Source organism: Mycobacterium sp. 852002-10029_SCH5224772 (assembly GCF_001667315.1).
Taxonomy (GTDB): Bacteria; Actinomycetota; Actinomycetes; order Mycobacteriales; family Mycobacteriaceae; genus Mycobacterium.
Genome location: NZ_LZHT01000127.1, coordinates 1 through 15,159, shown reverse-complemented (window position 1 = coordinate 15,159; position 15,159 = coordinate 1). Strand labels below are relative to the sequence as shown.

Sequence of the window (15,159 nt, the reverse complement as noted above, 5' to 3'; positions counted from 1 at the left end):
GAATGTTGTCAGATTGTGAATGTCGAACGGTACGAACACTTTCCGTCGATTGACGCGCTGCCTCATCTTTTCGCGTTGTCGTCCATGGTGAGCGGGCCGTCTCCGCTATCGATCAGGAAGACCGCCAGCAATTCAGCGGGTTCAGTGGCGCTGGCATTTTCACTGATCGTGTGGTGCGCGCCCGGGGCTTCACTCCACGTCTCGCCGGGGTGATAGACGCGTGCCGGCTCACCTTCGACCTGACTGCGGATCGCTCCGGAGATCACGTAGGCCATGATGAACGCCGATTTCGCGTGGTGGTGAGCTCCGCTTTTGGCCCCGGGCGGATAGCTGACGGTCACTGCCTCGAGTGATTTGCCCGGGACATTGGTTGATTGATTGAAGACTGGGCGCACCACCGGCTTTTGATCCGAGTGCTGTGGCGTCGGCTGGGCGCATGCCCCAGGCGCGAACATCACCGCAACCGTCAGCGCGGCGAGTGGTACTTTGAGGGCCATTTTGGCCGCCTTCCCATGGGATGTCTTGGCGACTAGCCGACGTGATCGCACGATTTGGGGTGACCCGTGCGGCTGCCGAGTCTCCTTTTCAGTCCTCGGCGACCCGCAGGATCGTCTTGCCGGCGATGCGCTCTCCGGGGGCGAATGCCGCGGCGGCATCGGCGAGTGGCAGCACCGCACCCACCACCGGTGCGAGGCGTCCGTCCCGTACTCGGGCGGCGAGGTCTGCGAGCCGGTCACGATCGGCTTCGACAAGGAAGAAAACTGCCCGCCCATCGCTCGGCAGGGTCTTCGGCGGCTCGGCGATGGTGACCAGCGTTCCGCCGGGCCGCACAACAGCCGCCGAGCGGGCCAGGATGTCTCCGCCGATCACGTCAAACACCACGTCCACTTCGCCTGCGTCCTCCAGCTTTTCGGTCTCCAGGTCGAGGAAGGTGTGGACGCCGAGCTTCCCGGCCCGGTCCCGGTCTGCGGCCCGGCCGGTGCCAATGACACGCGCGCCGACCTCGCGAGCGAGCTGCACCGCGATCGACCCGACCCCACCTGTGGCGCCGTGAATAAGAACCGTTTGCCCCGCGGCGAGGCGGCCGTGATCGAACAGACCCTGCCAGGCAGCCAGTCCAGAGATCGGCAGCGCCGCGGCCACAGTATGGTCGATGTCCATCGGCAGCGGGGCGAGATTACGGGCTTCCACGGCCGTGTACTCCGCGAGCGAACCATTGCGAGCCCAGTCGGTGAGCCCGAACACCCGCTGGCCGACGCTCAAAAGGGTTGTGCCATACCCTAACTCAACCACGACCCCCGACAGCTCGTGGCCGGGCACACTCGGTGTCCGGTCACGACCCGCGCGGTCGATCCAGGTGTGTGGCCAGTCAAGCTCGCCGCGCGTGAAACCCGCGGCGTGCACCCGCACGATGACCTCGTTGTCGGCCGCCTGGGGGTAGGGTAGGTCGGTCAACGACAGGCCGGCTACACCGGCATTACGATCTGAAACAGTAATGGCTTGCATTACAGATCCTTCCTGATGCGAGGTGTTGCCGCGGGGTCGGCTGCGAGCGTCGGCTGTACGCTGACGAGCTCGAGGCCCAGATCACGGACCCGGTCGAGGAGTCCGTAAAGCTGTGACTGGTCGCGGATTTCACCAGTGAACGCGGTGTCGGTCGCACCGGCCTCGAGGCGCATTCCTTCTAATGCGGACCCGAGCCGCTCGGTCACGCGGCCTCGAATGCAGATCTCGTACATCGTTGGCTGCACTTTCCCTCCGCTCGCCAGCTGCCGATCAGCATCCACCGACGCGGGGTGAGTCGTCATCACCCGGCAAGCCAATTCACCCGGGTGAGTACGTAGCCATCGCTGGGCGGATCGAGAGGCATCGGGGGTGGCAGACGTGGTCCGGGGCCTCTGCCGCCGCCGTCGCGGAGTCAACGCCCGTTTTCGCTATCCGGTGGGTGCTGCGTGACGGTGATGGTGACCCTGGGCCGGCCCCGAGCGGCATTACCGCCGATGCCGCGCACCGCCAGGCCCGCCAGAAGCATTTCGTTGAGCAGGTCTTCTGGGATCGCTGCCAAAACCGTCGGGGCAGCACCGGAGAGAGTGTTCGGCCCCGCTACCGAGACGCTCCTGATCGGCGGGGCGGCTGCAGTCCAGCTCGGCGGCACCGACAGCCCGCCAATCGAGTAGGCCCGGCCTAAACCCGCCGGCAATCCAGGCGGCGCACCGTTGCCTGCCCCCAAGTCTGCCGAACCCAATGACACGCGTACGCCTGGTCCTGACCCTTCCGGAGCCGCCCCCAAACGCTGCAGTATGGCATCCGTCTTGCTGGCACCGTCTGCGTCGTAGTGCACCGCATATCCCAACCCCGTATATGACCCGGCGGTGCCCGTCGACGTGATGCCTGTCGCCGCCGACGAGACGGCCAGGTTCACCGGGCTCAGCAAGCTCAGCAATTGCAAGAACGATGGGAGTGCGGCGGCAGCGGCCGGTGCGGGCAGCGTAAGCCCCTGAAGTGCATCGGGCACGGCGGAGAGCAGCCGCGAGCCCGTCGACATGATGGTCTGGGTGCCGCCGGCTGACGTGGCGCTGGCGTGGGCGACCGCGGCAACCTGGCCGGCGACCCCGGCCGGATTTGTGGTGGGCGGGGGCGAGGTAAACGCAGGTAACGCCGAAGCGGCAGCGGATGCGGCGGCGTACGCATACATCGCCGCGGCATCCTGGGCCCACATTTCGCCGTACTCGGCTTCGGTGGCCGCGATTGCCGGGATATTTTGGCCCAGAAAGTTTGTCGCGATCAACGCCATCAGCTGCGCGCGGTTGGCCGCGACCATGGGTGGGGGCACCGTCATCGCAAACGCGGCGTCGTAGGCGGCTGCGGCGGCCCCGGCCTGGGTGGCGGTCTGCTCGCAGAGGTCAGCTGTCATCGTCAACCACGCCACGTAGGGCGCGGCGGCGGCCGTCATCGCCACCGACGCGGCGCCCAGCCATGCTGCGCCGGCCAGGCCCGAAATCACCGACCCGTAGGAGGCCGCCACGAATTGCAGGTCGGCGGCCAGCCCGCCCCAGGCCGCTGCGGCAACCAGCATCGATCCGCAGCCGGGGCCGGCATACATGCGGCCGGAGTTGATTTCTGGTGGCAACGCCCCGAAATCCATCTTCGAAAACCTCTAGATCCCTTGGCTATCCGGTCACTTCGCGGATGTAGCGGCCAATCTGGCGCAGTGAGCGGGTGGCTTCCGGGATCATCGGCGCGGCGATTTGAAACACATGGATTTGGCCCGGCCATACTTGCACTTCGACCGGCACACCGGCGGCCGCCAGTCGTCGGGCCGCCAGGTGCGCATCGTGGAGCAACACCTCGCAACCCGACACATGGATCAACGTGGGTGGCAGGCCGGGTTGGATGTGATCGAGCGGCTCGTAGAGCGAGTCGGCATGCCCGTTGGCGTTGCGGTGTGCTGCGGCGCGGGTGATCAAGCCGTGGACGGCGTCGAATGCCCTGGGCGGAAACATCGCGTCCGAGCCGATGTTGGGGTGGGTCCTTTTGGGTTGTGTGGCAAGTTGCAGCAGCGGTGACATGGCCACCAGCGCGGCGGGCCGCTCACCGCACTCGAGCAGGCGCTGAGCCAGCGCCAGCGCCAGGTAGCCGCCCGCGGAATCGCCGGCCAGCACGATCTGGTCGGGCTCATAACCTTTTTGGCGCAGCCACGAGTAGCCGTCGTAGCAGTCGTCGATCGCGTCGGTGATCGAATGTTTGGGAATTTTGCGGTAATTGGGCACCAGCACGGGGCTGTCGGCGAAACCCGACAGCATGCTCACCAGTCGGCCGTGCGAGTAGGCGCCGCAGGTGAGGAAGGCCCCGCCGTGCATATACAGCACGACCCGGTGGGTGCCGTCGGCCGGTAACACTCCGGCGGCACGGACAAGCTGCGCGGTGCAATGCGCCAGCCCGATTCCGACGCGCACCGTGCCTGGAGCCGGCGCGATGCCACGGGCGGCAACCTCGACGACGCCCCATGGCCACGGTGCCGCGGGCAGGTAGCTGCCGACACTCAACGTGGGCCGGATCATCAGCCGGGCACTCAGCCAGGCGATGCGCCCGGCCATGCTCGGACCGTCCTGGATGACGTCAACGACGGCGTTCGCGCGAAACGGGGACCGCCGAGCTTTTCGTGCCCTGGGTGCTGTGAGGCCGGGGCGCGACGAATGCGACGCGGTGGCGGGTGCGCTCATGTCAACACCTCCACGCCGACGTCACAAGGGTGCCCCACGCCACCGCAACCGGATGCACCCTGACGCCAGGGCGGGGCCCGCTGTCCATCGGCGCACGCGTTTGCGTTGCCCAGCGTCCAGAACCGGCGTTGAGACCGGCGCGAGGCTCATCATGTCGGCCCTGAGTTGAGGGCCGGCCCGCACGCCCGGCATAAGAGGCTGACCTGCCGGTCAACGAATCTGGGCGATTCGCTTAATTGTTGGCGCGTACCCCCGCACGACGGGCACTGCTGGTCTGCGCCGGTCGTGGCCTGTTCATCACGGCGCTGCCAGACAGCCGCGCGTCCCCGCGCCACCGCGCGGCGGCGTCGGTTGTCGGCACGGGCGACCAGCCCCGCTGTGCCCGCAGACCCCGCACAAACGGCGGCGGAGGCGCCGAAATCGGTTAGCTGGCCATAGATCAACGTGAGGGCGGCGTAATCCCCGGCCACGACAGCCAGAAACAGGGACGCGATGCGTAGTCGGGTCATGGTGTCAGCGCCTCGGGCCCGAACCCGCGCACAGTGAAGACACTGCGCAGGTATCCAGTGGGACGCCCGCAGGTGATGCACACCGGGTGGGTGCCACATCGGGACGCCATCTCGCGCTTGTCGCCCACGTAGGCCGCCATCGCCCAGCGCAGGGTGTCCAGGCAGGCTTGACAGAGTGTCTCGACGAGGTCGCCGTCCGGGCTCAGCCCCATGTGGTCGCAGCCATCGACGGCGTGTATCTCGGCGATCGCCACCGCCGGCGCACCGCAAACAAAGCCGGTCGACACCCGCTGGGCACTGCAGATGGGTTGCAGTGCGTGAATTTGATCCTCGATCGCCGGAACGGGGTCGGTCGCGCCACCCCCTTTCCGGTACCCCCAACGCCGCGCGGAGGCGGCGACATCCCGCATTCGATGCAGCAGCCATGGTGTCCGCGCGGCGCGGGGGCCGTATTCGGCGGGCGATCGTTGAAATTGGCGATGCGTCATCTGGTTTTCTCCGATTTGTGGTGATGGGCCCCCGGGGCGATCAACGCAGCAAGGTTGCCCACCGTCATTGCGACCCGTTGCTCGCTCATGCGGACCCGAACGCGGATCCGGTTATCGGCGGCTCAACGTACCGCCCGCTTGTGAGGTGTTAAGCCAGCATCAACCGGTGTGGGATGAGTGGTCATCACCCGACAAACTGATTCACCCGGGTGATTTGCCTAGGATTTCGGAAATCGCACGCCTGCCGATCAAAATGTCGCTAGCGGTGGCTAATTCGGGCGGCATCGCGTGGTCGTCCGAGAATCGGCAGCCTAGAGCGAAGCGGCCGTGCGGTGCGAGTCGGAAGCGGCCAACCGCTCGTCAGGTTGCCACGGAGGGTTGCGGCGCGAGCGGCGATCCCCCGCTTTGGCTATCGGGAGCTTGTGGGGCTAAACGACGAGGGCCACGCGATTCGCGATGATGATTGTGGGCCAATGCGTTTGGGCCGAAAAGCGTGGGGTGTTATGCGATGCCGTAGTCGTTGATCTTGCGGTAGATGGTTGCCCGCGACATTCCCAAGGCGCGAGCCGCCTCTTGTTTGTTGCCGCCGTTGTCTTGCAGGCTACGGACAATGGCGTCGCGCTCGAGGGCTTCCATTTGGGTCAGCTTCCGCCGCGTGACGGACCGGCACTCCGGGGGCAACTTGTCGGCGCTGATGATGCCCGATCGTTGACGGGCAACGGTTTCGGTCAGAACCGACCGCAGCTGCGAAACGTTGCCCGGCCAGGGCAGCCTGCTGAGGTGGCGCATGGCGTCGGGCGCCAGCGCTACATCGGCCCCCCGGGTGAGCTCGCGGAGCAGGAGCGGCACCAACTCCTCGAGGTCGTCGATCCTGTGTCGCAGCGCCGGCACAGTGACGCTGTGGGTGAACAGCGGCAACAGCTGCTTGACCGGTGCCGAGGGAGCCGCGGAGCTTTTGGTCGCCGCGATCCAGCCTCGGCCTGCGCGCGTGGCGAGCATCGAGCTGATCGCTTCGAGCGTGTCCTTGTCGATGTCGTCCACGTCGGCGAGCACCACTGCGAAGTCCTGATCACCGGACAGTGTCGCCAGCTCTGCAACGAAAGACGCTGCGCTGGCAAATGTTTCGGCACGCATCACACGAACCGTTCGGCCCCGCTTCACTTCCTGCCCCACGGCTTGCGCCAGCTTTGCCCGACCGGATCCTTTCTCTCCCTCGAGCATCACCCATTCTCGGTCGCGACAGCATTGCCGCACCTGCTGACAGCAGCTCAGCCAGGCGCTGTTACGACCTGCCAGGCCTGGAATACGAACGTGCACCGAGTGGCCGGTTTGAGACGGATGCAAGCCGGTCTCGGCGGAAACGTCGACGTGAAAAACGACGTTGGCGCGTCCGGCTGTCGTCGACCGGTCGGCGGCAGAGATCTTGGCGACGCGCCCGCGAGAAAGAACAGCCAGCACCGTGCCCGACAGCGTGGACGTGAGCAGATCCGAGGCGTGTTCGAGCACGGCGGCTTGCTCGTTTCCGTCGAGCGCGTGCCGCAGATACGGGTTCATCAACACCACATCGCCACCGATCGCGAGCACGCCGCTCGAAGATCGCCGTGCCTGCTGCAGATAAGCTTCCAAAAGCGCGGTCTCACTCTCATGAGCCACCGTCCGCAGGCGATCCTCGATGTGCCGACCAGTGCTGGCGGCCAGCGCGAGCAGCAGCGGATCGGATTGGTCGGCAAGGCAACTCAGATTCACGGCGCCGATCAGTCTGTGCGTTATGGGATCACGGATCGGCGAACCCGCGCACGCGAAACCGGTGAACATAGCGACGTAGTGCTCGCCGCCACCGATGAAGGCGGGCCGGCCGGTTTCCAGTGCGGTGCCAATCCCGTTGGTGCCCGCCACCTCTTCAGCCAAGCTGTACCCCGGCGCGAGGCTCACCGTGTCCAACGCGTTGAGGATGGCCACGTCCGCGGCGGTCCTTTCAACCACCACGCCGTCAGTTGATGTCAGGACAACGCTGACGCCTTGCGCGGCCAGGTCATCGGTGACGCGCTGCAGCACCGGCGCGGCCGCGCGGGCCAACCGCGAGTCCCGATTGGGTTCGCGCACGAAGGGCAGCACGACCCGGTCGGGGTGAACGTGCAGGGCCTGAGACCGGCGCCAGGATTCCACGACGCTGGGCCGGAGAATGTCCTCATCGAGTTCGCGCGCCTCGTCAAGGGACTCGACGGACAGGATTTTCTCCCTGGCCCGCGCGAGGTCGGTCGCACACCCCGCCCGCGAACCCATCCTTAACTACCTCGACTCTGCTTCGCGGTCACCATACTTATTTCGGCAGATAACACGATGCCGTAATCCCTCATCTTGCGGTAGATCGTCGCGCACGACATCCCCAAGGCTATCGCCGCCCGCAGTTTGCTGCAGACCTTGTTCTCCGAGCTGCGGACAATGGCCCTCAAGTCCGCGATGGGCCTTGCATACGCGGCGCTGCATCAGCCGCGTACCGCTGTGGGGTCGCCTCGACCATCTCCCAGCAACCACAGCGCGACTGATCTGAAAATAATCTTGCCAGTCGGGCGATGAACTGGTGGCAACGCGATGAAGATGCGACCATCTGCATGCAATGGAGTTGATCGACCGCGTTGACGAGCGCCGCGTGCTGGATGGAGTGCTGCGGGATGTGCGGGCTGGGCAAAGTCGGGTGCTGGTCCTGCACGGCGAGGCGGGCATCGGCAAGTCGGCGTTGATGGAGTATGTCGCCGAGCGGGCCGAGGGCTTTCGCTTGTTCCGGGCCACGGGTGTGGAGTCCGAGGTCGAGCTTGCCTACGCCGCGCTGCACCAGGTGTGCGCACCGATGCTGGGTCGCCTCGGAAATCTTCCTGCACCGCAGCGTGACGCACTGAGCAGCGCATTCGGGATGAGCGCGGGCCAGGCTCCGGATCGGCTGGTGATCGGGCTGGCAGTGTTGAGCCTGTTTTGCGATGTCGCCGATGAGCAGCCCGTGCTGTGTCTGATCGATGACCTGCAATGGCTGGATCACGCATCTGTACAGGCTCTTTCGTTTGTAGCGCGTCGGCGCGGCGCCGAGCCGACGGGCATGGTCTTCGCGAGCCGTGTGCCCGCTACCGACTTGCCCACGCTGCCGCAAGTGCAGCTGAAGGGGTTGCGGGAAGCCGATGCGCGTGCATTGCTGGATTCGGTACTGACCGCCGGGCTCGATGAGCAGGTTCGCGACCGGTTCGTCGCCGAGACGCGGGGTAACCCACTGGCCTTGGTGGAGCTGCCGCGCAGATTCGGTGCCCGTGAACTCGCCGGCGGGTTCGGATTACCCGGCGCCGCGCCGTTGACGGCGGCCGTGGAGGAAAGCTTTCGGCGTGAGGTGCAGGCCCTCCCCGAACAGACCGGCCGCCTGTTGCTGCTGGCGGCGGCCGAACCGCTGGGTGATCCGACGCTGTTGTGGCGGGCGGCGGCCACATTAGATATCGGCACCGATGCTGCCACACCGGCAGCCGAGGCCGGGCTGGCCCAGTTCGGCACCCGGGTGCGGTTCCGTCATCCGCTCGTCCGTTCTGCGATCTACCAGTCCGCGCCCACTCGGCAAAGGCAGCTAGCACACCAAGCGTTGGCGACGGCGACAGATCAGGACATCGACCCCGACCGGCGCGTGTGGCATCGCGCCCAAGCAACCGAGGGACCCGACGCGGACGTCGCCGACGAGCTCGAGCGCTCGGCCGGCCGCGCCCGGGCACGCGGCGGTCTGGCAGCAGTGGCTGCCTTTCTCGAGCGATCAACGATGCTGACCATCGATCCCGGGCTGCGGGCCGAGCGGGCGCTCGCCGCGGCATCAGCCAATCTCGAGGCGGGCGCTTTCGACGCTGCACTCAGTCTGCTAGCGATTGCCGAGGGCGGCCCGCTCAGCGATCACCAGAGTGCCCGCCTCGACCTCATCCGCGCCCAGCACGCCTACGTCACCGGCAGGGGCAGCGACGCCCCGCCGCTGTTGCTCAAGGCAGCCGGGCGGTTCGAGTCAATCAATGCTGCTATGTCTCGCACGACTTATCTGCACGCCCTACAGGCGGCGGTATTCGCCGGCCGATTAGCGGTAGGCGGCGGCGTCTTGGAGGTCGCACGCGCGGCGAAGACGTCGCCCCGACCGTCGGCTCCCACCCTCGCGGACCTTCTTCTCGACGGGTTCGTCGCGAACTTCACCGATGGTTATGCGGCGGGCGTGCCGACCTTGACCCGCGCTGTCAGCGCCGCCCGCCGCGACCCATTACATGAACAGCAACAATTTCTGTGGCTTGCCGGTATCGCCGCCTTACATCTGTGGGATGACGAAAGCTGGGATGCAGTTTCGAGGCGCCACCTCGAGCTTGGCCGTTCGGCAGGCGCGCTGGCTGAGCTGCCGCTAGCACTCAGTTCTCGTGCCGTGATGCTCACCTTGGCCGGTGAACTCGCCGCCGCGGGAGCCCTCCATCACGAATTGAAGACCGTGACGGAAGCGACCGGCGACAGCCTCGCAACAGATCCCGCGATGAGCCTGGCCGCGTTCTGCGGCAACCAGGTTGAGGCGTCGGCATTGATCGAGGCCACCGCACGAGGTGTCGTACGACGTGGTGAAGGAATGTGGCTAAGCGTCGCCGAGTGGGCGGAGGCGGTACTCAACAACGGCATTGGTAAGTTTCAGGCCGCGGTAGCCTCGGCCCTGCGCGCTGCCGAGCAGCCTGATCTTGCTCTGTCGGCGTGGTCCACCATCGAACTCATCGAAGCCGCCGCGCGCAGCGGTGCGTTCGACGTAGCAGCCGGCGCCGTCGCAAGGCTCTGTGAGATGACCGGTGCCAGTGGCACGGATTGGGCGCTGGGTGTCGAGGCGCGATCTCGCGCGCTGATCAGTGACGCGGCCGACGCTGAGCGGTTGTACCGCGAGGCGATCGAACGGCTGGGCCGTACCCGCATACGCACTGAACTCGCCCGGACGCATCTGCTCTACGGAGAATGGCTGCGCCGAGAGCGCCGCCGCACCGACGCAAGGGCACAACTGCGCACGGCCCACGGCATGTTTGACGCGATGGGCATGGAAGCCTTCGCCGAGCGGGCCCACCGCGAGCTGCTCGCCACCGGGGAGACCGCCCGCAAACGCGCCGCTTCGCCGAGCGGCCCACAACTTACGCCGCAGGAACAACAGGTCGCGCGGTTAGCCGCAGAAGGTCTGACCAACCCCGAGATCGGTGTGCGCCTTTTCATCAGCGCCAAAACCGTCCAGTATCACCTCAGCAAAGTCTTCACCAAGCTCGGCATCAGCTCACGCAGCCAGCTTCATTGAATCCTGCGAGCGATGCGCGCGAACGGGAAGCTGCCCGTCCAGTCGGACGGACGGCTACCACCGGCTAGTCAGCATGCTGGCTGCGCCGACTAGGCATCGGCCGATGCGAACCCGCAACACCCTGCCGCATCCTTGTCTCATTGACGCATTCCTTGCCCGAGACGGGGGACGAGTTGTCTACTGCACCGACGTCGAGGGTTTTGCGAAGGAGATCGCCGAGACGATGAATACCCAGTCGAAACTGTGGTATCGCGGCGCATCACATCACGGGGCGAGTCCGCGTCGTCGGCTGGCGGTGCTCGGACGAACCGACACTTTCGCGGGAAATCAAGCGCGAAGACGACGATGGGCGTTCAGCCCGCCCGCAGGTGTCTCACTTTGAGACGCTCATTCACCTCATCTTGAGACGCTCACCAGCCGCGTTCGGCGGTGTCATGAGTGGCAGGAGCCAAACACGTCGATGCCAAGAGAGGAGAACACCGTGAGCGGGCACAGCGTGAACGCGGATCGCGAGAAGATCACTGAGTACGCCTATGGGCCAATCGAATGTGCGCCACAGCAGGTGGGGCGCGCGAACCCGCCTACACTGACCGCCGACGCTAACGGTGGCGAAAATCGTGGACAACGCATTCTGGAGGTCTTCCGCCCACCCACGTCATGTTGGTGGGCGGTGGCTCGCGTGAGCACCGCGAGCGAGTCGGGGAAGGTGCGCGTACCGCCGATCCGGGGCCGCGCGGGCGAGCTGGAGCTGATCGGCGCGCTGGTGACGGCGGTCGCCCAAGGGCGCGGGGGTGTGCTGGTCATCGAGGGGCCGCCGGGCATCGGGAAGAGCCGGTTGCTGACCGAGGTCTTGGCGCTCGCCGAAAAGACCGGTGTCCGGGCACTATTCGGCGAGGCCTTCGAGTACCAGCAGACGGTACCGTTTTTCTCGCTGTTCATGGCGACCCTGCGCGCGGATCCCCCCGTCGGCGATGCGGAAGGCTTGCGCCGCCTGGGCACGTCGTCCGATCTTAGCTACTGGGTTGTGCGCGATTTGCAGGCCGCGATAAATGCTGCCGCGTCCCGAACACCCTTGGCGATCGTCCTCGAGGACGTCCACTGGGCCGATAACGCCACCCTGCTGGCGCTGCGGTCGCTGGCCGCGACGCGGCCGGACGCCCCGGTGCTGTGGGTGCTGACCGCACGAACGGGCGCAGGCGGTCCGGCGGTCCACCAGACGCTGACCGCGCTGGAACGCGAGGGCGCCAGGTTTCTGCGGTTGACGGCGATGACACCGAGCGCGGTCGCCGACGTCGTGCAAGACGCCGTACGAGCCAACGCGGATGCGTCGCTACTGAGTCTGGCCGACAAGGCGCACGGCAATCCGTTCCTGCTCACGGAGTTGCTGCGGGGACTGGACGAGGAGGGCCGGCTCGATGTGAGCGGCGGCCGCGCGGCCGCCAACGGAGACGCGTTGCCGCGACGGCTCAGCGACACCATGCAGCAACGACTCGACCATCTGTCCCCCGCTGCGAGCCAAGTCGTGCGGGTGGCCTCTGTGCTGCCTGACCGGTTCACGGCCCGGCTGCTCGCCGCGATGCTGGAGCGCCGACCCGCCGCCCTGATATCGGCGGTGGAAGAGGCAGTCCATGCCGACCTGCTCGTCGAAGACGGTGAACACATGAGGTTTCGTCACGACCTGCTGCGCGAAGCGACGCGACAATCGTTGCCCCAGTCGCTACGCCGGGCGATGGAGCGGCAATCGGCGAGCGTCATGCTGGACATGGGGGCGGCGCCCGAGGAGGTCGCAACCCAGCTCGCCCGCAGCGCGGAGGTGGGCGATCAGGCCGCGATCGCCGCACTCCGGCAAGCCGCTCAGTCGGTGGCCAATAGCGATCCGGGCGCTGCGTCGGATTTGAGCAAGCGCGCGTTGGAGCTCCAGCCCCCCCAGGACCCAGGACGCGGGCCACTCGTGGCGGAAACGATCGTGCTGCTCAATCGCGCCACCCGCTACGAGGAGGCGGAAAGGCTGGCCGGCGCCACCCTGTCTGCCGCCCTGGCGCCCGAAGAAGAGGCAGAGATTCTTCTCCGGCTCCGAACGCCGATCACTGATACGACGACGCAACACATCGAAGACAACCGCCGCGCACTTCAGATGCCCCATCTCAGCGACGTCACCCGGGCGCGACACCGGGCGTGGCTGGCGTACAACCTGGCGATGTACGGCCTACCCGGACAGGACACCGCGGCAGCCGACGAGGCGGCGGCCGCCGCCGCAACCACCGGCGATGTCGAGTCGAGCATTCTGTCCGGCGTCGCGCTTGCCTGCCTTGACTGCGCGAACGGATATCCGGGCCGCGCGCTGCACCGCGTTGAGGAACTGCAAACCCTGACCCCCGCGGGCGACATGACCGCTCATAACCTCGCCGCATGCCATTTGGCAAACCTGCTTGCCGTGGTGGGACGGCTGGAAGATGCCGCGACGCTGATCGCGAACTGCACGGAGAAATCCCAGCGGGAACGTGACGGCATGGCCCTTCACATCTGGGCCCTGACGACGGGGGTGGTGCAGATGGCCGCGGGCCGGCTCTCGGCTGCCCGCGCCACCACCGAGCGGCTGCCCACGCCCGAGCGAACGGGATCGACCTTCGTCACCGCGATGCGCATGTTCACCCTGGCCGAGGTGGCGGCGCGCACCGACGATCGGACGTTGTTGATAGAGACGATGAGCGAGGCGCGCGATGCATACATCAACGGTTCACCTGCCGTGCGTCGCGGGGCGGCGTGCGCGCTAGGACTGGCGGCGTGGCAGCGCGACGACGTTCATGAAGCGCTGCGCTGGCTCGGCGGCGACACGTCGCTGCTCGTGACCCCGTTCTTGCCGACGGTGTTGGATCAGCTGACCTTGACCGCACGGGTAGCGTCGGCGGCCGGTGATGCCGGCCTGCGCGCACGTCTCCTGGACGCCGTCGACACGCTCGAACGCGAGCCGCCCGCCGTTCGATTGTTCGCAACGGTCGCGCAACACATCCGCGGGATCCTCGAGCGTGACGACCAGGCATTGGTGGCTGCCGCGGAGGTGCTTCACTCGTCGGAGCGTCCGCTTCTTTACGCAAGTGCTGCCGAGGACGCCGGCGGCGAGCTGGCTCGCGCGCGGCGCAACGCCGAGGCGCTCGACCAGCTGAACGCGGCATTCGACACCTACATCGAGTGCGAAGCGCTTGCCGATGCCCGCCGGGTCGGCCGCGCGCTGCGCCGATTAGGCGCGGAACGCCGCATCGTCACCCACCCGCGGACAAAAACGGGCTGGGACAGCCTCACCGACTCTGAGCTCAAGGTCGTCAACCTGATTGCACAGGGCGCGACCAACCGCGACGTTGCCCAGCAACTGCACCTCTCCCCCCACACCGTCAAGACCCACGTGCACAACGCGTTCGCCAAGCTCGGCATCACTTCCCGCGCCCAATTGGCGCAGCTCATGCGCGGCGCTGATTGATCGACAGCAAATCGGTCGGATGGCGTGGCCGCATGCCTACAATGACGTCCACCGCAATGGAAGTCCGGTAAATAAACGGTAGGCAGGACACCCGATGGGGCCTTCACCCGGGCTATTCGACGTCGGCGGCCAGCGCCTGGTCACGCCCACGATTCGAGGGCGGGCCGACGAGCTGCACGTGCTCGGCGCACTCGTTACCGCAGTGGCCCAGGGGCGCGGGGGCGTACTCGTCATCGAGGGCCCGCCCGGCATCGGCAAGAGTCGATTGCTCACCGAGGTGTTGACGCTGGCCGACAAGTCCGCGGTACGCAGCCTGTTCGGCGAGGCGTTCGAGTATCAGCAGACGGTGCCATTCTTCTCGCTGTTCATGGCGACGCTGAACGCCGATCCCCCGGTGGGAGACGCCGCGGCGTTGCGCCAACTAGGCGGCTCGGCCGATCTGCGCTACTGGGTGGTGCACGATCTGGCCGGCGCGATCCATGCGGCGGCCGCACAGACCCCGCTGGTGATTGTGTTGGAGGACATTCACTGGGCCGATAACGGCACCCTGTTGGCGCTGCGCTCGCTGCCCACCGCGCGGCCGGATGCGGCGGTGCTGTGGGTGCTGACCGCCCGCACCGGGGCCGGCGGGCCCGCGGTGCAGGAGACGTTGTCGGTGCTGCACCGCGCGAATGCCACATTCTTGCGACTGGCGGCCATGACGCCGGACGCGGTCGCCGACATGGTTCAAGACGCGGTGCGGGCGCAAGCCGATGTGTCGTTGCTGAATCTGGCCGCCAAGGCGCACGGCAATCCGTTTCTGGTCAGCGAGCTGGTCGGAGGACTCGGCGAGGAGGGTCGGCTCGATTTCTCCGGTGGGCGTGCAATGGCTACTGGAGATGGGTTGCCACGGCGGCTGGGTGTCGGTATGCAACAGCGACTGGACCTGCTCTCCGATAGTGCTTCGGAGGTGGTGCGGGTGGCCGGAGTACTGCCGGACCGGTTTTCGGCCGGCTTGCTCGCCGCGATGCTGGGCCGGCCGCCGACGTCGTTGCTCTCGGCGCTGGAGGAGGCGGTGCGCGCGGATCTTTTCGTCGAAGACGGTGAGCAACTGAGGTTTCGGCACGACTTGCTGCGCGAGGCCACCCGCCAGTCGTTGCCGCAGTCG

At 66.7% G+C, this 15,159-nt stretch carries 10 protein-coding genes; 3 read left to right on the top strand and 7 right to left on the bottom strand.

What is annotated here, in order from left to right; translation table 11 throughout:
- Positions 1 to 62 precede the first annotated feature (62 nt).
- The 7 genes from A5775_RS21990 to A5775_RS21960 form a co-directional block, all read right to left on the bottom strand.
- Positions 63 to 497, bottom strand: a complete 435-nt coding sequence (locus A5775_RS21990) for a cupin domain-containing protein (protein WP_067257070.1) — start codon at positions 495 to 497, stop codon at positions 63 to 65.
- 88 nt (positions 498 to 585) lie between these two features.
- The gene (locus tag A5775_RS21985; protein WP_067257068.1) at positions 586 to 1,506 is read right to left on the bottom strand and encodes an NADP-dependent oxidoreductase; all 921 of its coding nucleotides are present in this window, start codon (positions 1,504 to 1,506) and stop codon (positions 586 to 588) included.
- Entirely contained in the window at positions 1,506 to 1,808 is a 303-nt protein-coding gene (locus tag A5775_RS21980; RefSeq protein ID WP_067257066.1) for a hypothetical protein, read from the bottom strand. Before A5775_RS21980 ends, A5775_RS21985 begins: the two co-directional genes overlap by 1 nt.
- Before the next feature lie 110 nt (positions 1,809 to 1,918).
- Positions 1,919 to 3,145: a PPE family protein gene (locus A5775_RS21975; protein WP_067257063.1), complete on the bottom strand. Its 1,227-nt coding sequence runs from the start codon at positions 3,143 to 3,145 to the stop codon at positions 1,919 to 1,921.
- 25 nt (positions 3,146 to 3,170) lie between these two features.
- Positions 3,171 to 4,223: an alpha/beta hydrolase gene (locus A5775_RS21970; protein ID WP_067257061.1), complete on the bottom strand. Its 1,053-nt coding sequence runs from the start codon at positions 4,221 to 4,223 to the stop codon at positions 3,171 to 3,173.
- Positions 4,224 to 4,728: 505 nt separating this feature from the next.
- Positions 4,729 to 5,220 (bottom strand): phosphoenolpyruvate carboxylase, encoded by a 492-nt coding sequence (locus A5775_RS21965; protein ID WP_067257058.1) that lies wholly within the window; start codon positions 5,218 to 5,220, stop codon positions 4,729 to 4,731.
- 501 nt (positions 5,221 to 5,721) lie between these two features.
- A complete protein-coding gene (locus A5775_RS21960; RefSeq protein ID WP_067257056.1) occupies positions 5,722 to 7,503 on the bottom strand; it encodes a sigma-54-dependent Fis family transcriptional regulator in 1,782 nt (593 codons plus the stop codon).
- 334 nt (positions 7,504 to 7,837) lie between these two features.
- Here A5775_RS21960 and A5775_RS21955 point away from each other — a divergent pair, with 334 nt between their 5' ends.
- The 3 genes from A5775_RS21955 to A5775_RS21945 form a co-directional block, all read left to right on the top strand.
- Positions 7,838 to 10,537, top strand: a complete 2,700-nt coding sequence (locus A5775_RS21955; protein WP_082953125.1) for a LuxR family transcriptional regulator — start codon at positions 7,838 to 7,840, stop codon at positions 10,535 to 10,537.
- A 679-nt stretch (positions 10,538 to 11,216) separates the two neighbouring features.
- Positions 11,217 to 14,012, top strand: a complete 2,796-nt coding sequence (locus tag A5775_RS21950) for a LuxR family transcriptional regulator (RefSeq protein ID WP_067257054.1) — start codon at positions 11,217 to 11,219, stop codon at positions 14,010 to 14,012.
- Between the two features lie 94 nt (positions 14,013 to 14,106).
- Positions 14,107 to 15,159: AAA family ATPase (locus A5775_RS21945; RefSeq protein ID WP_156660813.1), on the top strand; the 1,053-nt coding region annotated here is incomplete at its 3' end.